Annotated in this window: 21 protein-coding genes and 3 tRNA genes; 8 read left to right on the forward strand and 16 right to left on the reverse strand. The window is 71.6% G+C overall.

What is annotated here, in order from left to right; translation table 11 throughout:
* Positions 1 to 40 precede the first annotated feature (40 nt).
* The 7 genes from rplJ to ABEA34_RS08270 form a co-directional block, all read right to left on the reverse strand.
* Entirely contained in the window at positions 41 to 733 is a 693-nt protein-coding gene (gene rplJ / locus ABEA34_RS08240) for a 50S ribosomal protein L10 (RefSeq protein ID WP_345520763.1), read from the reverse strand.
* A 219-nt stretch (positions 734 to 952) separates the two neighbouring features.
* Positions 953 to 1912 carry a D-2-hydroxyacid dehydrogenase family protein gene (locus ABEA34_RS08245; protein WP_345520764.1) on the reverse strand — a complete coding sequence of 320 codons (960 nt, stop codon included), beginning with the start codon at positions 1910 to 1912 and terminating at the stop codon, positions 953 to 955.
* A gap of 76 nt (positions 1913 to 1988) precedes the next feature.
* A complete protein-coding gene (gene rplA / locus ABEA34_RS08250) occupies positions 1989 to 2708 on the reverse strand; it encodes a 50S ribosomal protein L1 (RefSeq protein WP_345520765.1) in 720 nt (239 codons plus the stop codon).
* A 58-nt stretch (positions 2709 to 2766) separates the two neighbouring features.
* On the reverse strand, positions 2767 to 3195 hold the full coding sequence (rplK, locus tag ABEA34_RS08255) for a 50S ribosomal protein L11 (RefSeq protein WP_345520766.1): 429 nt from the start codon (positions 3193 to 3195) through the stop codon (positions 2767 to 2769).
* Between the two features lie 134 nt (positions 3196 to 3329).
* Entirely contained in the window at positions 3330 to 4220 is an 891-nt protein-coding gene (gene nusG, locus ABEA34_RS08260) for a transcription termination/antitermination protein NusG (RefSeq protein WP_345520767.1), read from the reverse strand.
* Positions 4221 to 4256: 36 nt separating this feature from the next.
* Entirely contained in the window at positions 4257 to 4505 is a 249-nt protein-coding gene (gene secE, locus ABEA34_RS08265; RefSeq protein WP_345520768.1) for a preprotein translocase subunit SecE, read from the reverse strand.
* Positions 4506 to 4561: 56 nt separating this feature from the next.
* Positions 4562 to 4634, reverse strand: a tRNA-Trp gene (locus tag ABEA34_RS08270).
* Positions 4635 to 4791: 157 nt separating this feature from the next.
* On the opposite strand from ABEA34_RS08270, the gene ABEA34_RS08275 reads away from it, so the two are divergent.
* Genes ABEA34_RS08275 through ABEA34_RS08290 form a run of 4 tightly spaced genes read left to right on the forward strand, consistent with a single transcriptional unit; the run spans position 4792 to position 7976 of the window.
* Positions 4792 to 6000 carry a pyridoxal phosphate-dependent aminotransferase gene (locus tag ABEA34_RS08275; RefSeq protein ID WP_345520769.1) on the forward strand — a complete coding sequence of 403 codons (1209 nt, stop codon included), beginning with the start codon at positions 4792 to 4794 and terminating at the stop codon, positions 5998 to 6000.
* Positions 6001 to 6002: 2 nt separating this feature from the next.
* Entirely contained in the window at positions 6003 to 7016 is a 1014-nt protein-coding gene (locus ABEA34_RS08280; protein WP_345520770.1) for an adenosine deaminase, read from the forward strand.
* A 13-nt stretch (positions 7017 to 7029) separates the two neighbouring features.
* Positions 7030 to 7566 carry a DUF4190 domain-containing protein gene (locus tag ABEA34_RS08285; protein ID WP_345520771.1) on the forward strand — a complete coding sequence of 179 codons (537 nt, stop codon included), beginning with the start codon at positions 7030 to 7032 and terminating at the stop codon, positions 7564 to 7566.
* Positions 7563 to 7976: a DUF4190 domain-containing protein gene (locus ABEA34_RS08290; RefSeq protein WP_345520772.1), complete on the forward strand. Its 414-nt coding sequence runs from the start codon at positions 7563 to 7565 to the stop codon at positions 7974 to 7976. Before ABEA34_RS08285 ends, ABEA34_RS08290 begins: the two co-directional genes overlap by 4 nt.
* A gap of 3 nt (positions 7977 to 7979) precedes the next feature.
* On the opposite strand, the gene ABEA34_RS08295 is transcribed toward ABEA34_RS08290, so the two are convergent.
* The 9 genes from ABEA34_RS08295 to ABEA34_RS08335 all read right to left on the reverse strand — a co-directional run bounded on the left by ABEA34_RS08295 (position 7980) and on the right by ABEA34_RS08335 (position 13376).
* Complete coding sequence (locus ABEA34_RS08295; protein WP_345520773.1) at positions 7980 to 9005, reverse strand: UDP-N-acetylmuramate dehydrogenase; 1026 nt, start codon at positions 9003 to 9005, stop codon at positions 7980 to 7982.
* On the reverse strand, positions 8998 to 9387 hold the full coding sequence (locus ABEA34_RS08300; protein WP_345520774.1) for a MaoC/PaaZ C-terminal domain-containing protein: 390 nt from the start codon (positions 9385 to 9387) through the stop codon (positions 8998 to 9000). Before ABEA34_RS08300 ends, ABEA34_RS08295 begins: the two co-directional genes overlap by 8 nt.
* The gene (locus ABEA34_RS08305) at positions 9384 to 9785 is read right to left on the reverse strand and encodes an FAS1-like dehydratase domain-containing protein (RefSeq protein WP_345520775.1); all 402 of its coding nucleotides are present in this window, start codon (positions 9783 to 9785) and stop codon (positions 9384 to 9386) included. Before ABEA34_RS08305 ends, ABEA34_RS08300 begins: the two co-directional genes overlap by 4 nt.
* A gap of 72 nt (positions 9786 to 9857) precedes the next feature.
* Positions 9858 to 10028, reverse strand: coding sequence for a 50S ribosomal protein L33 (gene rpmG / locus ABEA34_RS08310; protein ID WP_345520776.1), 171 nt, complete (start codon positions 10026 to 10028; stop codon positions 9858 to 9860).
* A 47-nt stretch (positions 10029 to 10075) separates the two neighbouring features.
* Positions 10076 to 10149, reverse strand: a tRNA-Met gene (locus tag ABEA34_RS08315).
* 55 nt (positions 10150 to 10204) lie between these two features.
* Positions 10205 to 10277 (reverse strand) — tRNA-Thr (locus tag ABEA34_RS08320).
* A 74-nt stretch (positions 10278 to 10351) separates the two neighbouring features.
* Complete coding sequence (locus ABEA34_RS08325; protein WP_345520777.1) at positions 10352 to 11752, reverse strand: amidase; 1401 nt, start codon at positions 11750 to 11752, stop codon at positions 10352 to 10354.
* Positions 11753 to 11770: 18 nt separating this feature from the next.
* Positions 11771 to 12151, reverse strand: a complete 381-nt coding sequence (locus ABEA34_RS08330) for a DoxX family protein (RefSeq protein WP_345520778.1) — start codon at positions 12149 to 12151, stop codon at positions 11771 to 11773.
* 10 nt (positions 12152 to 12161) lie between these two features.
* The gene (locus tag ABEA34_RS08335; protein WP_345520779.1) at positions 12162 to 13376 is read right to left on the reverse strand and encodes an ROK family protein; all 1215 of its coding nucleotides are present in this window, start codon (positions 13374 to 13376) and stop codon (positions 12162 to 12164) included.
* Positions 13377 to 13464: 88 nt separating this feature from the next.
* On the opposite strand from ABEA34_RS08335, the gene zwf reads away from it, so the two are divergent.
* From zwf to ABEA34_RS08355, 4 genes are read left to right on the forward strand one after another with little or no spacing between them, the layout of a single operon-like run.
* Positions 13465 to 14961 carry a glucose-6-phosphate dehydrogenase gene (zwf, locus tag ABEA34_RS08340; protein WP_345520780.1) on the forward strand — a complete coding sequence of 499 codons (1497 nt, stop codon included), beginning with the start codon at positions 13465 to 13467 and terminating at the stop codon, positions 14959 to 14961.
* Positions 14958 to 16829, forward strand: coding sequence for a phosphogluconate dehydratase (edd, locus tag ABEA34_RS08345; RefSeq protein ID WP_345520781.1), 1872 nt, complete (start codon positions 14958 to 14960; stop codon positions 16827 to 16829). Before zwf ends, edd begins: the two co-directional genes overlap by 4 nt.
* Complete coding sequence (locus tag ABEA34_RS08350) at positions 16813 to 17448, forward strand: bifunctional 4-hydroxy-2-oxoglutarate aldolase/2-dehydro-3-deoxy-phosphogluconate aldolase (RefSeq protein WP_345520782.1); 636 nt, start codon at positions 16813 to 16815, stop codon at positions 17446 to 17448. The genes edd and ABEA34_RS08350 overlap by 17 nt, the downstream gene beginning before the upstream one ends.
* The gene (locus ABEA34_RS08355) at positions 17396 to 18217 is read left to right on the forward strand and encodes a class I SAM-dependent methyltransferase (protein WP_345520783.1); all 822 of its coding nucleotides are present in this window, start codon (positions 17396 to 17398) and stop codon (positions 18215 to 18217) included. Before ABEA34_RS08350 ends, ABEA34_RS08355 begins: the two co-directional genes overlap by 53 nt.
* Positions 18218 to 18226: the final 9 nt, after the last annotated feature.

Raw genomic sequence — 18226 nt, forward strand, 5'->3', positions numbered from 1 at the left:
GACCGGGTTTCAGGTGGTGTGTACCGGGCTGATCCGAGGATCAGGCCTCGGTGGCTTCGCCCTCGTCGGAGGCCTCGGCGGCGGGGGCGTCAGCCTCCACCGCAGGGGTCTCGTCGGCGGGGGCCTCGGTCTCGGCGGCCGCCTCGGGGGCGGTCTCCTCGGCCGGGGCCTCCTCGGCGGCGACCGGCGTACCGGCACCACCTGCGAGGATCGAGGGGTCCTGCTCGGCCTTCGCCTGCAGCGCACCCGCGAGACGGGCGGCCTGTGCGAGAGGAGCGTTGAGCAGGTAGACGGCCTGGCTGAGCGACGCGAGCATCGCGCCGGCCAGCTTGCCCATCAGCACCTCACGCGACTCGAGGTCCGCCAGCTTGGCGATCTCGGAGGCGTCGAGGGGCTTGCCGTCCAGGACGCCACCCTTGATGACAAGGGTGGGGTTGGCCTTGGCAAAGTCACGCAGACCCTTGGCCGCTTCGACCACGTCGCCGTTGATGAAGGCGATGGCGGTCGGGCCGTGCAGCAGGTCGTCCACGCCTTCGATGCCGGCCTCGGAGGCGGCGATCTTGGCGAGCGTGTTCTTGACCACGGCGTAACTGGCGTTCTCGCCGAGGGAGCGCCGCAGGTCCTGCAGCTGCTTCACGGTGAGACCGCGGTACTCGGTCAGCACAGCACCGGCGGAGTCGTTGAACGAGTCAACGATCTCCGCGACGGCTGCCTGCTTGTCTGCCCGCGCCATGGGTCTCCTTCCGGTGGTCGACCACCGGCGTCCCGGTCCCGGAAAGACGAACGCCCCGAGCGCAAGGCTCAGGGCGTGGAATTCGCGGATCGCTCCGCGGTTCTGCTCTGTCCCCTGCGCGGGCCGTTCGCTCTCGCGAACCCTTCGGTCGAGCTGTGGGAACAGCGCGACAACCGGCGGTCATTGGTTTCGTGGAGAACAGTACGGGCGTCGCGTCCGTCAGGACAAATCCGTGAGCACGCGCACCGGTGCGCCGGCCCGCCAGGCAGCGATGTCGTCGACCGCCTCGGTGAAGAACCTCCGGTAGTTGCCCTCGGTGACGTAGCCCAGGTGCGGGACCGCGAGCACGTTGGAGAGCGCCAGCAGCGGGTGGTCGCCGGGCAGTGGCTCCTCGTCGTACACGTCGAGGCCGGCGCCGGCGATCCAGCCCGCGCGCAGCGCGTCCACCAGGGCCCCGGTGTCGACCAGGCCGGCCCGGGCCGTGTTGACGAGGTACGCCGTCGGGCGCATCGCCGCGAGCTCGGGCGCCCCGACGATGCCGCGGGTGGTGTCGGCGAGCACCAGGTGGAGAGACACGACGTCGGAGCCGGCGAAGAGCTCGTCCTTGGTGACGAGCCGGACCCCGGCCTCCGCGGCGCGCTCCGTGGTCAGGTGCGGGCTCCAGGCGGCGACGTCCATGCCGAACGCCTGCCCGACCCGGGCGACCCTCTCGCCGATCCGGCCGAGCCCCACCAGACCGAGGGTCGCGCCCGCGAGGTCGGTGCCGACCGTCGACTGCCACGGCGTGGCCGGGTCGGCGAACAGCTCGGACTCCGCGACCAGGTGGCGTGCCAGGCCCAGGATGAGCGCCCACGTCAGCTCGACCGTGGGCGAGGCCAGCGACCCGGTGCCGCAGACCGTCACGTCGTAGTCGCGGCACGCCTCCAGGTCGATCGACGCGTTGCGCATCCCGGTGGTCACCACCAGCCGCAGGTCGGGCAGGCGGCCGACCAGTGACCGGGTCACCGGGGTGCGCTCCCGCATCGCCACGACGATCTCGGCACCGTCGAGGATCTCGGCCAGCACGTCCTCGTCGTCGACGTGGTCCCGCACGGAGGCGACCGTGACGCCGTCGAGCACCGACCAGTCGGCGTACGACGTCGCGACACCCTGGTAGTCGTCGAGGATCACGCAGTGCACGGACCCAGCCTTCCACGTCCCGGGAACGACCAAGGCCCGCCACCCTGACGGGTGACGGGCCTCGGTCGGTGCAGCCTCAGGCGGAGGCGTCCTCTTCGGACGCGACGTTCTTGGTGCGGTTGGGGTCGACCTGCACACCCGGGCCCATCGTCGTGGAGACGGTGACCTTGCGGATGTAGCGGCCCTTGGAGCTGGCCGGCTTGAGGCGGAGGACCTCGTCGAGGGCCGAGGCGTAGTTCTCCGCGAGCTGGGTCTCGGAGAAGGACGCCTTGCCGATGATGAAGTGCAGGTTGGCGTGGCGGTCGACGCGGAACTCGATCTTGCCGCCCTTGATGTCGGACACGGCCTTGGCCACGTCCGGCGTCACGGTGCCGGTCTTCGGGTTCGGCATCAGGCCACGCGGGCCGAGCACGCGGCCGAGACGGCCGACCTTGCCCATCATGTCGGGCGTCGCGACGACGGCGTCGAAGTCGAGCCAGCCGCCGGCCACCTTCTCGATGAGCTCGTCGCCACCGACGACGTCGGCACCGGCCTCACGGGCCGCCTCTGCCTTGTCGCCGTTCGCGAACACGAGGACCTTGGCGGTCTTGCCCGTGCCGTGCGGCAGGTTGACCGTGCCGCGGACCATCTGGTCCGCCTTGCGCGGGTCGACGCCGAGGCGCATGACGACGTCGACGGTCTCGTCGAACTTCTTCTTGCTGGTGGTCTTCGCGATCTTGATCGCGGCCAACGGGGCGTAGAGCTCGTCCTTGTCGAACGTCTCCGTCGCCGCGCGGTAGGTCTTGCTGCGCTGCATGAGTGTTCCTCTTCTTTCAGGAGATGTGGTTAGCGAGCCAGCGCGGCTCTCCCACGTTTCAGTCAGTCGTGACGCCCATGGAGCGGGCAGTGCCTTCGACGATCTTCATGGCTGCGTCGATGTCGTTCGCGTTCAGGTCGGGCAGCTTGGTCTGGGCGATCTCGCGCACCTGGTCCTTGGTCAGCTTGCCGACCTTGACCGAGTGGGGCGTACCGGAGCCGGACTTCAGGCCGGCGGCCTTCTTGATCAGCTCGGCGGCCGGCGGGGTCTTGGTGATGAACGTGAACGAGCGGTCTTCGTAGATGGTGATCTCGACCGGCACCACGTTGCCGCGCATGGACTCGGTCTGCGCGTTGTAGGCCTTGCAGAACTCCATGATGTTCACACCGTGCGGACCGAGAGCGGTACCGACCGGAGGAGCGGGAGTCGCGGCGCCGGCCTGCAGCTGCACCTTGACGAGCGCGGCGATCTTCTTCTTGGGAGGCATCGTGCTTCTCTTTCTGTTCTCGTGGTCATGACGAGGGAGTACGTCGTGCGCCCTCTGCCACCTTCGTGCTGCCGGGTCCACCTGGACCGGACAACCTGTCTATTGTGCTCCGCGCTTTGAGGAGCGCGAAATCCTCAGACGCGCTGGATCTGGCTGAAGCTGAGCTCGACCGGGGTCTCCCGGCCGAAGATCTCGACCAGGGCCTTGACCCGCTGGGACTCGGCGTTGATCTCGGTGATCGTCGCGTGCAGCGTGGCGAACGGACCGTCGACCACCATGACCGAGTCGGACACGTCGAAGTCGGCGACCTCGACGGGCTTCTTCGCGACGGCGCCGGACGAGCCGGTCGACGTGCCGGCGGCGGCAGCCTCGGCCTCGGCGCGGGCGACCACGGCGGGGGCGAGCATGCTCTCGACCTCGGACATTGACAGCGGCACCGGCTGGTGGCTGTGTCCGACGAAGCCGGTCACCGACGGGGTGTGGCGGACCGCGGCCCACGACTCGTCCGTGAGGTCCATCCGGACCAGGACGTAGCCAGGGAGAACGGTGCGCTTGACCATCTTGCGCTGGCCGTTCTTGATCTCCGCGACCTCCTCGGTGGGGACCACGATCTCGTGGATGTAGTCCTCCATGTTGAGGGAGATGATGCGGTTCTCGAGGTTGGACTTCACCCTGTTCTCCATGCCGGAGTAGGTGTGCACGACGAACCAGTCGCCGGGCTTCGCCCACAGCTCGCGGCGGAAGACCTCGAGCGGGTCGTTGTCGTCGGTCTCCTCGTCGCCGCCCTCGGCGTCCGGGCCCTCGTCACCCTCGGCCTCGGAGAGCTCGGCGGTGGAACCGTCGGCCTCGTGGTCGTGGAGACCCAGGGTCTCGTCGGTGTTCTCGTCGGTGACCTCGGCGTCGAGGCGCGGGTCCTCCTCGACCTCGGGACCGTCATTGGGCTCGCCGTACTGGTCCTCGAGCGTCGGCGTGGTCTCCTCGGTCTCGACCGAGTCGTACTCCTGCTCAGACACGTCCTGCTCCATCACGTTGGGTGCTGCTGTTGTCGATCCGCCGGTGGGTCAGGATCCTGAGCCGCCCGAGAAGACCTCGAAGGCGAGCTTGCCGAAGCCCAGGTCGAGCAGCGAGACGAGCGTCATCATGAAGATCACGAACACCATCACCACGATGAAGTAGGTGATCAGCTGTTCCTGCGTCGGGTAGACGACCTTGCGGAGCTCGGCCACCACCTGGCGGTAGAAGGTGGGGAGGCTGGTGCGCTTGTGGGCGCTGCCGCCCCGCTCACCGTGGACCGCCTTGCTGTCCGGCACTCCGTCACCCTTTCCTCGTTCGACCGTGGTCGGTCGGCCTTACCTGTTTGACCTTGCAGGGCACGAGGGACTTGAACCCCCAACCTTCGGTTTTGGAGACCGATGCTCTGCCAGTTGAGCTAGTGCCCTTCGCAGACTTCTGCGAGGTGGAACCTCGAGCGCCGACCCACCCGAGGGCAGGGCAGAGCCTCCGGCAATCCACCAAAACGGGAGTCTACGGGGTGGGGTGATCCAGAGTCCAAACCGGCTGGCGGACCGCCCCGGGCTCCACCCTACGATGGAGGACATGACTTCCTCTCCTCGCTCCCGTCGCGTCTCCCAGCGGGTCGGAGCCATCGCCGAGTCCGCGACGCTGAAGGTCGACGCGAAGGCCAAGGCGCTCAAGGCCGAGGGTCGGCCCGTCATCGGGTTCGGTGCCGGCGAGCCCGACTTCGCCACGCCGGACTACATCGTGGAGGCCGCGGTCGAGGCGGCCCGGGAGCCGAAGAACCACCGCTACACCCCAGCTGGCGGGCTGCCGGAGCTGAAGAAGGCGATCGTCGAGAAGACCGCCCGCGACAGCGGGCTGGTGGTCGAGCCGGCCCAGGTGCTGGTCACCAACGGCGGCAAGCAGGCGATCTACGAGGCGTTCGCGGCGATGCTCGACCCGGGCGACGAGGTGATCGTGCCGGCGCCGTACTGGACGACGTACCCGGAGTCGATCCAGCTCGCCGGCGGCGTCCCCGTCGAGGTGCTGGCCGACGAGACCCAGGACTACAAGGTCACCGTCGAGCAGCTCGAGGCCGCCCGGACCGAGCGGACCAAGGTGCTGCTCTTCGTCTCCCCGTCGAACCCCACCGGCGCCGTCTACACCGCCGACGAGATCCGGGCGATCGGCGCCTGGGTCGAGGCCAACGGCCTGTGGGTGCTGACCGACGAGATCTACGAGCACCTCGTGTACGACGACATCGAGACCGGCTCGCTGCCGGTCCTGTGCCCCGAGCTCGCCGACTACACCGTGGTCGTGAACGGCGTCGCCAAGACCTACGCGATGACCGGCTGGCGGGTCGGCTGGGTGATCGGGCCGAAGGACATCGTCAAGGCCGCGACCAACCTGCAGTCCCACGCGACCTCCAACGTCGCCAACGTCTCACAGCGGGCCGCCGTCGCCGCGCTCGAGGGCGACCTGACGGCCGTCGACGAGATGGGGGTCGCCTTCGACCGCCGCCGCAAGACGATCGTCTCGATGCTCAACGAGATCGAGGGTGTCTACTGCCCGACGCCGGGCGGCGCGTTCTACGCCTACCCGTCCGTCAAGGGCCTGCTGGGCAAGGAGTACGACGGCCGCCTCATCACCACGTCCGCCGAGCTCGCCGAGTACATCCTCGACGCGGCCGAGGTCGCGATCGTGCCCGGCGAGGCGTTCGGCTCCCCCGGCTACCTGCGCCTGTCGTACGCCCTGGGCGACGACGACATCGTCGAGGGCATCACGCGGCTCCAGAAGCTGTTCGCGTAGGAGTGCGCGACCTCCTGGCGCTGCCGAAGGCACACCTGCACCTGCACTTCACCGGGTCGATGCGGCACGCGACCCTGCTCGAGCTCGCTGCCCGCGACGGCATCGCGCTGCCGGACCAGCTCGTCGAGGAGTGGCCGCCGACGCTGTCCGCGGCGGACGAGAAGGGCTGGTTCCGCTTCCAGCGGCTCTACGACGTGGCGCGCTCGGTGCTGCGCACCGAGGACGACGTACGACGTCTCGTGCGCGAGGCCGCGGAGGACGACGTCCGCGACGGCGGCCGGTGGCTGGAGATCCAGGTCGACCCGAGCGGCTACGGCGCACGGTTCGGCGGCATCACCGCCTTCACCGACCTGGTGCTCGACGCCGTGCGCGACGCGTCCGCGGCGACCGGGCTCGGCATGGCGGTGGTGATCGCCGCCAACCGCACCCGGCACCCGCTGGACGCCCGCACCCTGGCCCGCCTCGCCGGGCAGTACGCCGGCCGCGGCGTGGTCGGCTTCGGCCTGTCGAACGACGAGCGTCGCGGGAGCACCGCCGACTTCGCGTCCGCCTTCAGGATCGCCGACCGGGCCGGGCTCCTGCTCGCGCCGCACGGTGGTGAGCTGCGCGGCCCGGAGCACATCCGGGTCTGCCTCGACGCGCTCGGCGCCGACCGGCTCGGCCACGGCGTCCGCGCGGCCGAGGACCCGGCCCTGCTCGACCGGATCGTCGAGGCCGGCGTGGCCCTCGAGGTGTGCCCGGTCTCCAACGTCGCGCTCGGCGTCTACTCCGACCTCACGTCGGTGCCGCTGCCGACGCTGCTGGCCGCGGGCGCGACGGTCGCCCTCGGCGCCGACGACCCGCTGCTGTTCGGCTCGCAGCTCGCCGGCCAGTACGCCACGATGCGCGCCGCCCACGACCTGACCGACGACCAGCTGGCCGAGCTGGCCCGGATGTCGGTGCGGGCGTCGCGCGCTCCCGAGGACATCCGCACCGCCGCCCTGGCGGACATCGACGGATGGCTGGCCGGCGCCTGACAAGATGGCGCCCATGACGACCGGACCCGAGAACCCGTACGGCGAGCAGGAGCCCACCGAGCCGCCGACGCACCAGCCCTACGGTGCTCCGACCACGCCCCCGCCGTACGGCGCGCCGCAGCAGCCCTACCAGCAGCCGTACCAGCAGGCGCCGTACCCCCAGCAGGGCTACGGCCAGCCGTACCAGCAGCCGGCCTACGGCCAGCCGGTCCCCTACGTCACCGCGCCGCCGACCGACGGCCTCGCCCTCGGCGCCCTGATCACCGGCATCGCGGCCCTGGTGCTGTCGTGCGCGTACGGCGTCGGGCTGCTGGCGTCGCCGGTGGCCCTGGTCCTCGGCAAGGTGTCGATGAACCGCATCGCGCGCTCGCAGGGTCAGCTCGGCGGCCGGGGCCTGGCGGTCGCCGGCTTCGTGCTCGGCATCGTCGGCACCGTGCTGCTGGTGCTCGCCATCGCGGTCGTGGTGATCATCATCATCGTCGCGATCAACGACCCCGACGCCTTCGACGACGCCTCCTCCGCGGCCGCGCTCGTCGGCCTGCGGTCATGACGGACGGCCCCGAGAACCCGTACGGCGGCCCGCAGCAGCCCTACCAGCAGCAGCCACCGCCGTACGGCTACGGCCAGCCGTACGCATACCGGCCGCCCGCGCCCAAGCACCCGTCGGCGACGACGGCGATGGCGCTCGGCATCGTCGGGCTCGCCGGCATCATGACCTGCGCCGGCGTCACGCTGGTGGTCTCCCCGTTCGCGTGGGCGATCGGGGGCCGGGCGGTCCGCGAGATCGACGCCGCACCCCCAGGCACCATCGGCGGTCGGGACGAGGCCAACGCCGGCCGGATCATGGGCATCATCGGGACCGTGGCGCTGATCCTCGCGGTGCTCGCCGTGATCGCGTTCGTCGTGCTGATCGTCGCGGTCTCGCCCGACTCGGGCTCGACGACCTACAGCGACTACTGAGCGCTACAGCTCGCAGCCGACGAGCACCGGCTCGTTGACCAGCACGATCCCGAAGCGCTCCGCGACACCGTCGCGCACCTCGCGGGCGAGCGCGAGCAGCTCGTCGGTCGAGGCACCGCCGCGGTTGGTGAGCGCCAGCGGGTGCTTGCCCGAGAGCGCCACCGTGCCAGTGCCGTAGCCCTTCGCGAAGCCGGCGTGGTCGATCAGCCAGGCGGCGCTGGTCTTGGCCCGGCCGTCCGCCTGCGGCCAGGACGGCGCGCCCTCAGGCACGTCCTCGGGGTCGACCACCGGGTTGGTGAAGAACGACCCGGCGCTCCAGGTGTCGTGGTCGGTCGGGTCGAGCACCATGCCCTTGCCGCCGCGCAGCTCCAGCACCGCGCGGCGTACGTCGGCCAGCGGAGCGCGCTCGCCGAGCTCGACGCCCAGGGCGCGGGCCAGCTCGGCGTACGCCACCGGTGCACCGAGGTCGCCCTGCCGGAGCTGGAAGGTCACCGAGAGGACCACGTGCCGGCCGGGATCGGCCTTGAAGCGTGACGTGCGGTAGCCGAAGTGGCAGTCGGCGGCGGCGAAGGTGCGGACGCCGCGCAGGGTGCGGTCCCAGACCCGCACCCGGGCGATGGTCTGGCTGACCTCCTGGCCGTAGGCGCCGACGTTCTGGATCGGGGTGGCGCCGACCGAGCCGGGGATGCCCGAGAGCGCCTCGATGCCCACCCACTCGCGCTCGACGGCGAGCGCGACGAGGTCGTCCCAGACCTCGCCGGCGGCGACGGTGACCATCGCTCCCCCGCAGCTCGCCTCGTCGGTGGCGTCGATGTCGGCGCCGGCGGTCGCGACCTCGATGACGGTGCCCTGGAAGCCGCTGTCGGCCACGACCAGGTTGCTGCCGCCGCCGAGCACGAGCACGGGCTCACCGGCGGTGTCGGCGTCGACGAGCGCGGCCGTGAGCTCGGCCTCGGTGGTCGCCCGCACCCACCGCTCGGCGGGGCCGCCGAGCCGGAGCGTGGTGTGGTCCCTGAGCTGCTCAGTCATCGGCGGGGACACGCAGGACCGCCTTGGGCATGCCGAGCACCTTCTGCCCGCCGCAGGTGACGGTGAGGGCGACCGTGGTCAGCCCGTCCTCGGTGGCCTTGGTCTCGCCGGCGACCTCGACCTGGACGCCGCCCTCGGGGGGCACGACGACCGGGTGGGTGAACTTGCAGCCGAAGCTGACGACCTCGGCACCGGGGAACCAGTCCGAGACCGCACCGGCGACCAGCGCCATCGTGTACATCCCGTGCGCGATCACGCCCGGCAGCCCGACGCTGGCGGCCACGGCGTCGTCCCGGTGGATCGGGTTGTGGTCGCCGCTGGCCTCGGCGTACCGGACCAGGTCGGCGCGGGTGATCGTGAAGGTCCGGGTCGGCAGCGTCATTCCGGGGCTCCCCGGTGGACGAGGGTGGCGCCGGTCGTGCAGACAAGGGATCCGGCGGCGTCCGTGATCTCGCTGGTGGTGCCGATGATGTCGTTGCCGGCGATCTGGCGCAGGGAGGTGACCGTGAGCGTCGCGGTCAGCACGTCGCCCGGCACGACCGGGCGCTCGTAGGCGAACCTCTGCTCGCCGTGCACGATCCGGAAGAGGTCGACCGACTCCGCCTCGAGGAAGGCGTTCATGGCGTCGAACGCCAGCACGATCGGGTACGTCGCGGGAGCCGCACCCCCGTCGTACGCACCGGCGGTCGCGGCGACGAAGTCGCGGACCTTCGCCTCGGTGACCTCGTGGGGCTGCGTGGGCGGGTACGCCCGGCCGACGAGGGACTGGTCGACTGGCATGGGCCTAAACATAGACGTCGACCCGCCCGAGGAGCTCGGACGGGTCGACGTCGAAGAAGCGGGCGAGTCCGCTCAGCGCGTCTCGCGGTGCATCGTGTGCTTGCGGTCCCGCGGGCAGAACTTCATGAGCTCCATGCGGTCGGGATCGTTGCGACGGTTCTTCTTGGTGATGTAGTTGCGCTCCTTGCAGTCCACGCACGCAAGCGTGATCTTGGGGCGCACATCGGAGCTCTTGCTGGCCACGGGAAATCCTTTGTCGATTCGGGTGATGCTGGTCGATCTGGTCCGAGTAGCGGGAGCGGGACTCGAACCCGCGACACCACGATTATGAGTCGTGTGCTCTAACCACCTGAGCTACCCCGCCAGGGGGACAGGGTGCCCATCGGCCAGTCTAGCGGCCGATGGGCTCCCGCACCCAGAGCCCCTTTACGGAATCGAACCGTAGACCTTCTCCTTACCATGGAGACGCTCTACCGACTGAGCTAAAGGGGCAACGACGGAGAACTGTACACAGAGGTTCCGGGGATCGGGAAATCGCCCGGGACCTCCGCGTGGAGGGCCCGCTCTCAGCCCGTGATCGACGCCCAGGGGGACGCTTCCTCGAGCTCGTAGGCGAGCTCCAGGAGGGTCGCCTCGGCGCCCGCTCCGGCGGTGAACATCATCCCCTGCGGCAGCCCCGCGGACGTGGTCGCGAGGGGCAGGGAGACCGCAGGATCGCCGGTCGCGTTCTGCCACGGCGTGAACGCCACCCAGTCGAGGATCCGGCCCATCACGACGTCGTACGACGCCGTCGGGTCCAGGTGGCCGACGAGCGGCGTCTCGTGCGCGAGCGTGGGCGTCAGGGCGACGTCGTACGACCGGTGGAACTCGGCGGACACCGCCTGGGTCCTCCGCAGCCGGCGGATCGCTCCGGGCACCTGGTGGAGGTGGCGCCGGCAGTGCCGGTCCAGGCCGAGCGTCAGGTTGTCGAGCCGGCTGCGGTCCCAGGTGGGTCCGGCGGCGCGGCGACCGGTGCGGACGATCATCATCGCGAGCATCGCCCAGTAGAGGAGGAAGTCGTCGGGCAGGGTCGTGGGGGCGGGGTGCGGGACCTCCTCGACCTCGTGGCCGAGCTCCTCGAGCAGCCGCGCGGTCTTGAGGGTGAGCTGCACGACCTCCGGCGAGGAGGCCCGGCCGATGCCGGCGGTGTGGACCGCGACCCGGAGCCGCTTGCGGCCCGGCCGGGTGACGTCGCCTATCGGCGGCAGCAGCAGCTCGCGGTAGACCCGCTCGGACTCGCGCAGGAACGCGGCGGTGTCGCGCACCGAGCGGGTCAGGACGCCGTCGGAGACGATCCGCACCGGCATCTGCCGGGTGATCTTGTCCTGGGCGAGCCGGTCGCGGGTGGGCTTGAGCCCGACCAGGCCGTTGACCGCCGCCGGGATCCGGATCGAGCCGCCACCGTCGTTGCCGTGGGCGAGGGGGACGGCACCCGCCGCCACCAGGGCCGCCGTGCCAGCGGAGGACGCGCCGGCGGTCCGCTCCGGGTCCCACGGGTTGCGCACCGGGCCGAGCCGCGGGTGCTCGGCCGAGGGGCTGAACCCGAACTCCGAGAGCTGGGTCTTGCCCAGCGGCACCAGACCGGTGGCGAGGAACATCCGGGCGAAGTCGCCGTCCACGGCCAGGGGCGCCGAGCGGAAGGCGTCGCATCCCTGCTGGGTCGGCATGCCCGCCACGTCGACGTTGTCCTTGAGGAACGTCGGGACGCCGGCGAAGTAGCCACCCCGCGGGTCGCGGGCGTCGTTGCGGGCGCGGTCGTAGGCGACGTACGCCACCGCGTTGAGGTCGGCCTGGACCCGCTCGGTCCGGGCGATCGCGGCCTCGACCACGTCGGGGATCGAGACCGCTCCCTCCTGGATCGCGGTGACCACTCCGACCGCGTCGAGGTCACCCAGGGCGTCGTCTCCGAACGCGTGCACGCGGCTCACGAGCCGAGGCTAGCCCGCTCAGAATGCGTGGGGACCGAATCGCCAGTAGGCGAGCGCCGCGCACATCACGACCAGGGCGATGGTGCGCAACGCGTCGGGCAGGAACTCCCGGCGGCGTACGTGCACGACGAGGGCCCCGGCGGTCAGCAGCGTCAGGCAGGTGGCCGCGACGGGCGTGACGATCCCGACGCCCACGAGCGGCGGCACGACCAGGCCGACGGCCCCGAGCACCTCGGCCCAGCCGAGCGCGCGCAGCTGCGGCTCGGTGTAGTCCTCCGCCCAGGTCAGCCCTTCCGCGACGATCTCCTCGCGGGACCGGGTGAGCTTGAGCACGCCGGTGCCGAGGAAGAGCGCCGCCAGGAAGCCGGCGAGGATCCAGAGCCAGGTGTTCGGTTCCACGTGCGGCACCCTATGACGCGGCTGCGGCCAGCCTTGCGTCGACGGCGACCGGCGCGAGCACGTGGTCGAGGGCGAGGGCGGCGCAGCCGACGAGGCCGGCCCGGTCGCCGTGGGTCGCGGGCAGGAACTGGAGGTCCCGGGTGGCCAGCGGTGCGGCCAGGGCGTAGACGCTCTCCCGGATGCCGGCGACGTGGAAGTCGAAGGCCGAGGCCATGTCGCCGCCGATCACGACCGCTGCGGGGTTGAGCAGGTTGATGGCGATCGCCAGCACCTCGCCCAGCTCGCGGCCACTGTCGCGCAGCAGCCCGCGCGCGGTCGGGTCGCCCTGGAGTGCGAGCGCCACCAGGTCGCGCAGGTGGCCGACCTCGTGGCCGGACTCGCGGGCGCGCGCGACGAGGGCCCACCCGCCGGCCAGCGTCTCGAGGCAGCCGGTCGCGCCGCACCGGCACTGGAGCCCGGCGGCGGAGTCGACCTTGGTGTGCCCGATCTCGCCGGCGGCGCCGAGGTGGCCGCTGAGCACCCGGCCGTCGGCGATGATGCCGAGGCCGAGACCGGTGGAGGCCTTGAGGACCAGCACGTCGTCGAGCGCGGCCGACCGGCCGAGCAGCTCCGAGCGGGCGAGCACGTCGGCGTCGTTGCCGACGAAGAGGGGCGCGTGCGTGACCTCGCCGAGGTACGGCGCGAGCGCCACGCCGTCCCAGCCGGACATCACCGGCGAGCCGATGCTGATCCCCCGCTGCGAGTCGAGGGTGCCGGGGAGGCTGAGCCCGACGCCGAGCACGGGCGGCTCGACGCCGTCGAGCAGGGAGGCGAGGCGGCCGGCGATCTGCGGCATCAGCTCGTCGGGGCCGACCCCGACCTCGTGGTCCTGGGAGTCGGACGACAGCTCCTCGCCGTCGAGGTCCATCACCGCGAGCTGGCTGCGGGAGCGGCCGATGGCGATCGCCACGACGACGCCGGCGTGCTGGTTGAAGATCAGGGCGCCGGGAGGGCGGCCGCCGGTGGAGGCGAGCTCCTCACCGAGGAGCAGCAGGCCGGCCGAGGTCAGGGAGCTGACCCGGGTGGTGATGGCCGTGCGCGACAGACCGGTGAGGGTCCTCAGCTGGGATCGGGTGCTGGCCCGGCCGCTGCGCACCAGGTCGAGCAGCTCGCCGGCGGTCGCCGGGGCCGCGCTCTCGCGCGCTTCGGTCCGCTGTGCGGCGGCGCGGGTCGGGGTCTGCGTCACGGGCGAAAGCATAACGCCCCCTACTTTGAACCTGAAAGAACCTTAGTTGTGCTTGCATTGGGCCGAACTTGTTCCTACCGTGGACGACATGGACCAGAACATCACCCCGCATGTGCTCCCCACCGCGTGCGACTTCACCGTCTTCGGCGGGACGGGTGACCTGGCGCTCCGCAAGCTGCTGCCGGCGCTCTACCACCGCGACCTCGAGGGCCAGCTGCCCGCCGACTACCGGATCCTCGGCGTCTCCCGCTCCGACCTGGACGACGCCGGCTGGCGCGCCGAGGTGCGGACCGCGCTCGGCGTCCACGTCGACGCCGCCGACCTGTACGACGGCGCCGTGGACCGCTTCCTGGCCCGGCTCTTCCACCTCAACCTCGACGCCGAGGCCCCCGAGGACTGGGACCGCTTCCACGCGCTGCTCAAGGACCGACCGCACCCGGAGGAGGCCGTCCGGGTCTTCTACCTCGCCGTCGCCCCGAAGCTCTTCGGCTCGATCTGCCAGCGCCTCGACGAGATCGGCGTCGTCGACGAGCACGCCCGCGTCGTGCTGGAGAAGCCGATCGGCCACGACCTGGCGTCGGCCCGCGAGGTCAACGACGCGGTCGGCCGGGTCTTCGCCGAGCCGCAGATCTTCCGGATCGACCACTACCTCGGCAAGGAGAGCGTCCAGAACCTCCTGGTGACGCGCTTCGCCAACACCTTCCTCGAGCCGCTGTGGAACTCGCGCTGGGTCGACCACGTCGAGATCACCGTCTCCGAGACCGTCGGGGTCGGTGGCCGCGGCGAGTACTACGACAACGCCGGCGCACTGCGCGACATGGTGCAGAACCACCTGCTGCAGCTGCTCTGCCTGGTGGCGATGGAGCCCCCGACGTACGTCGGCCGCGAGACCGTCCGCGACGAGAAGGTCAAGGTGCTCCAGGCGCTGCGGCCGATGGCGGCCGAGGACGTGGACCGCGACACCGTGCGCGGCCGGTACGACGCCGGCCTGGTCGACGGCGTCGCCGTGCCGTCGTACGCCGACGACCTGGGACACGGGGGCTCGCGCACCGAGACCTTCGTGGCCCTCAAGACCGAGGTGCAGAACTGGCGATGGGCCGGGGTGCCGTTCTACCTGCGCACCGGCAAGAGGATGGACCGACGGGCGTCCGAGATCGTGGTGGTGTTCAAGGAGCCCCCGCACTCGATGTTCCCCGGGGCCGAGGGCACTACCGCGCCGAACCGGCTGCACATCCTGGTCCAGCCCGACGAGGGCATGCGCCTGCACCTCACCGCCAAGGAGCCCGGCCCGGGGGGCTACCGCCTCCGGCCGGTCTCCTTGGACCTCAGCTACGCCACCGCCTTCGACGCGCGGCTGCCCGACGCCTACGAGCGGCTGCTGATGGACGTCATCAAGGGCAACCCGACGCTCTTCATGCGCCGCGACGAGGTCGAGGCCGCGTGGACGTGGACCGAGCCGATCCTGCGGCGCTGGGCGGCCACGCCCGAGCGCCCCAAGCGCTACCCGGCCGGCACCGCCGGACCGACGTCCGCCGCGATGCTCCTCGAGCGGGACGGCCGTACCTGGACGGAGCCCGACCAGTGACCCAGACCCTCCATCCCACCCTCGCGGCCGTCACGGCCCGCGTGGTCGAGCGCAGCACCGAGAGCCGTGCCGAGTACCTCCGCCGGATCGAGGCCGCCACCCAGGCGGGCCCGGCCCGCGAGGCGCTCGCGTGCGCCAACCTCGCCCACGGCTTCGCCGCCGCCGAGCCCACCGAGAAGGTGGCGCTGCGCGGCCGGGTGAAGCCCAACCTCGCCATCGTGTCGTCGTACAACGACATGCTCTCGGCCCACCAGCCCTACCGCGACTACCCGGAGGCGCTGAAGAAGGCCGTGATCCGCGCCGGCGGCATCGCGCAGTTCGCCGGCGGGGTGCCCGCGATGTGCGACGGGATCACCCAGGGCCGCGACGGGATGCAGCTCTCGCTCTACAGCCGCGACGTGATCGCGATGTCGACCGCGATCGCGCTCTCGCACGACATGTTCGACGGCGCGCTGATGCTCGGCGTCTGCGACAAGATCACCCCCGGCCTGCTGATGGGCGCCCTGGCCTTCGGCCACCTCCCGACCGTGTTCGTGCCCGCCGGGCCGATGACGTCCGGCCTCCCGAACTCCGAGAAGGCGCGGATCCGCCAGCTGTACGCCGAGGGCAAGGTCGGCCGCGACGAGCTGCTCGAGGCCGAGGCGGCGTCGTACCACTCCGCCGGCACGTGCACGTTCTACGGCACCGCCAACTCCAACCAGCTGCTGATGGAGGTGCTCGGGCTGCACCTGCCGGGCTCCTCGTTCGTCAACCCCGGGACGCCGCTGCGCGAGGCGCTGACCCGCGCCGCCGGCCGCCGGGTGACCGAGATGACGCCGCAGGGCGGCGACTTCACCCCCATCGGCCACGTCGTCGACGAGAAGGCGATCGTCAACGCGTGCGTGGCGCTGCTGGCCAGCGGCGGCTCGACCAACCACACGATGCACCTGGTCGCCATCGCCCGGTCCGCCGGCATCGCGCTCACCTGGGACGACCTGTCGGACCTGTCCGCCGTCGTGCCGCTGCTGAGCCGGATGTACCCCAACGGCGAGGCGGACGTGAACCACTTCCACGCCGCCGGCGGGATCGGCTTCCTGGTGCGCACGCTCCTGGCCGCCGGCCTGCTGCACGACGACGTACGGACGATCGTCGGCCACGGCCTGTGGCGCTACACGCAGGAGCCGGTGCTGCGCGGCGACGAGCTCACCTGGGAGGACGGCGCGACCGAGTCGCTCGACCTCGCGGTGCTGCGTCCCGCCGACGCACCCTTCTCCCCCGACGGTGGCCTGCGGATGCTGACCGGTCCGCTCGGCCGCGCGGTGATCAAGACCTCGGCGGTGAAGCCGGAGCACCGGCTGGTGACCGCGCCGGCGGTGGTCTTCGACGACCAGCACGACTTCCTCGAGGCGTTCGGCCACGGCCGGCTCGACGGCCGCGACTTCGTCGCCGTGATCCGCTACCAGGGTCCGGCCGCCAACGGCATGCCCGAGCTGCACAAGCTGACCCCGGCCCTCGGTGTGCTGCAGGACCGCGGGCAGAAGGTCGCGATCGTCACGGACGGCCGGATGTCCGGCGCGTCCGGCAAGGTCCCGGCCGCCATCCACGTGACCCCCGAGGCCGCGCTGGGCGGCCCGCTCTCGCGGATCCAGGACGGCGACGTGATCACGGTCGACGCCGACGGCGGCCTGCTGGGCCTGCACGTCGACCACGAGGTCTTCACCCGCCGGCCGATCACCGGCCGCGCACCCCAGGGCGCCGAGTGGGCCGGCACCGGCCGCGAGCTCTTCGCCGCCTTCCGCGCCACCGTCGGCACCGCCGACACCGGCGCCAGCGTCTTCCCGGGCGTCACCGCCCCCGGCCAGGAGGTCCGTCTTGTCCAGCCAGTCTGAGTTCGCTCCCTCCGTGCTCGACGCCGTGCCGGTGATGCCGGTCGTCGTGCTCGACTCGCTGGAACACGCCGTGCCGGTCGCCCGCGCGCTCGTCGCGGGCGGCCTGCCGGCGATCGAGCTGACACTGCGTACGCCGGTCGCGCTCGAGGCCATCCGCGCCATCGCGTCGGAGGTGCCCGAGATCCTGGTCGGCGCCGGCACGATCACCACCCCGGCCCAGGCCAAGGAGGCGCTGGAGGCCGGCGCCCAGTTCCTGGTCTCCCCCGGCACCACCCGGTCGCTGCTGCACGCGATGCAGGACACCGGGCTGCCCTTCCTCCCCGGCACCGCGACGGTCTCCGAGGTGCTCGCGGCCCTCGAGGCCGGCTGCAGCGAGATGAAGTTCTTCCCGGCGGAGTCGTCCGGCGGCACGGCGTATCTCAAGGCGATCGCCTCCCCGGTCCCCGCGGCGCGCTTCTGCCCGACGGGTGGCATCACACTCGCCTCGGCCCCGTCGTACCTCGCGCTGCCCAACGTCGGCTGCGTCGGCGGCTCCTGGATCACCCCCGCCGACGCCCTCGCGGCCGGTGACTGGGACCGGGTCACCCGACTTGCCGCGGAGGCTGCCGCGCTCGGCTGAGGCGGGCGCGGCGTCGCTTGTAACGCCGGGTTATTGGCTGTACCCAGGGGGTTGCATCACCGTCGGAACAGCTCATAACCGGGCGTTACAGCCGGCGCCGGGCACTTCGCTAGGGTCGCGACCGTGGACCCACGGACCGACGAGCTGCGGGCGGCCCACGACGTCCTGGCAGAGGTGTACGCCGAGCGCCTCGCCGGCATCCTCGACCGGATGCCGGTCGAGCGGGCCGTCCTCGGCCTCTTCGCCGAGCTCGTGCACGCGGCCGGCAGCGGCACCGAGGTCGGGGACCTCGGGTGCGGGACCGGCCGGCTGGCGCCGTACCTCGTCGCCCAGGGGTTCACCCCCCCACGGGGTCGACCTGTCGCCGGAGATGATCCGGGTCGCGCGCCGCGACCAGCCCGGTCACGACTTCGAGGTCGCCGACCTGCGGGCGCTGCCGTTCGGCGACGCGTCGCTGGACGGTGCGCTCGGGTGGTACTCGCTGATGTACCTCCCGCCCGAAGACCGCGCCCTCGCCTTCGGCGAGCTGGCCCGCGTGGTGAAGCCCGGTGGCCTGGTCGCGGCGGCGTACAAGGCCGGCGACGACAGCGCGCGACGCGGCGGCCAGACGCTCGACCTCGGCATCGCGTTCGACATCTGGTGGATGTCGTCCGAGGAGGTGGAGAGGCGCTTCCGTGAGGCGGGGTTCGAGGTCGTGCTCTCGGCGACGAAGCCCGCCGATCCCGACGAGGTCCAACCGCAGGGCTACCTGATCGCCCGCCGGACCTGATGAGGTGTG

This window comes from Nocardioides conyzicola, from assembly GCF_039543825.1.
Classification (GTDB): domain Bacteria; phylum Actinomycetota; class Actinomycetes; order Propionibacteriales; family Nocardioidaceae; genus Nocardioides; species Nocardioides conyzicola.

What these genes read in the sequence shown, in the direction of transcription:
- rplJ (WP_345520763.1), bottom strand. Translation starts at nt 733, where the DNA reads ATGGCGCGGGCAGACAAGCAGGCAGCCGTCGCGGAGATCGTTGACTCG.
- rplA (WP_345520765.1), bottom strand. Translation starts at nt 2,708, where the DNA reads ATGCAGCGCAGCAAGACCTACCGCGCGGCGACGGAGACGTTCGACAAG.
- rplK (WP_345520766.1), bottom strand. Translation starts at nt 3,195, where the DNA reads ATGCCTCCCAAGAAGAAGATCGCCGCGCTCGTCAAGGTGCAGCTGCAG.
- nusG (WP_345520767.1), bottom strand. Translation starts at nt 4,220, where the DNA reads ATGGAGCAGGACGTGTCTGAGCAGGAGTACGACTCGGTCGAGACCGAG.
- ABEA34_RS08275 (WP_345520769.1), top strand. Translation starts at nt 4,792, where the DNA reads ATGACTTCCTCTCCTCGCTCCCGTCGCGTCTCCCAGCGGGTCGGAGCC.
- ABEA34_RS08285 (WP_345520771.1), top strand. Translation starts at nt 7,030, where the DNA reads ATGACGACCGGACCCGAGAACCCGTACGGCGAGCAGGAGCCCACCGAG.
- ABEA34_RS08290 (WP_345520772.1), top strand. Translation starts at nt 7,563, where the DNA reads ATGACGGACGGCCCCGAGAACCCGTACGGCGGCCCGCAGCAGCCCTAC.
- ABEA34_RS08295 (WP_345520773.1), bottom strand. Translation starts at nt 9,005, where the DNA reads ATGACTGAGCAGCTCAGGGACCACACCACGCTCCGGCTCGGCGGCCCC.
- ABEA34_RS08300 (WP_345520774.1), bottom strand. Translation starts at nt 9,387, where the DNA reads ATGACGCTGCCGACCCGGACCTTCACGATCACCCGCGCCGACCTGGTC.
- ABEA34_RS08305 (WP_345520775.1), bottom strand. Translation starts at nt 9,785, where the DNA reads ATGCCAGTCGACCAGTCCCTCGTCGGCCGGGCGTACCCGCCCACGCAG.
- zwf (WP_345520780.1), top strand. Translation starts at nt 13,465, where the DNA reads ATGGACCAGAACATCACCCCGCATGTGCTCCCCACCGCGTGCGACTTC.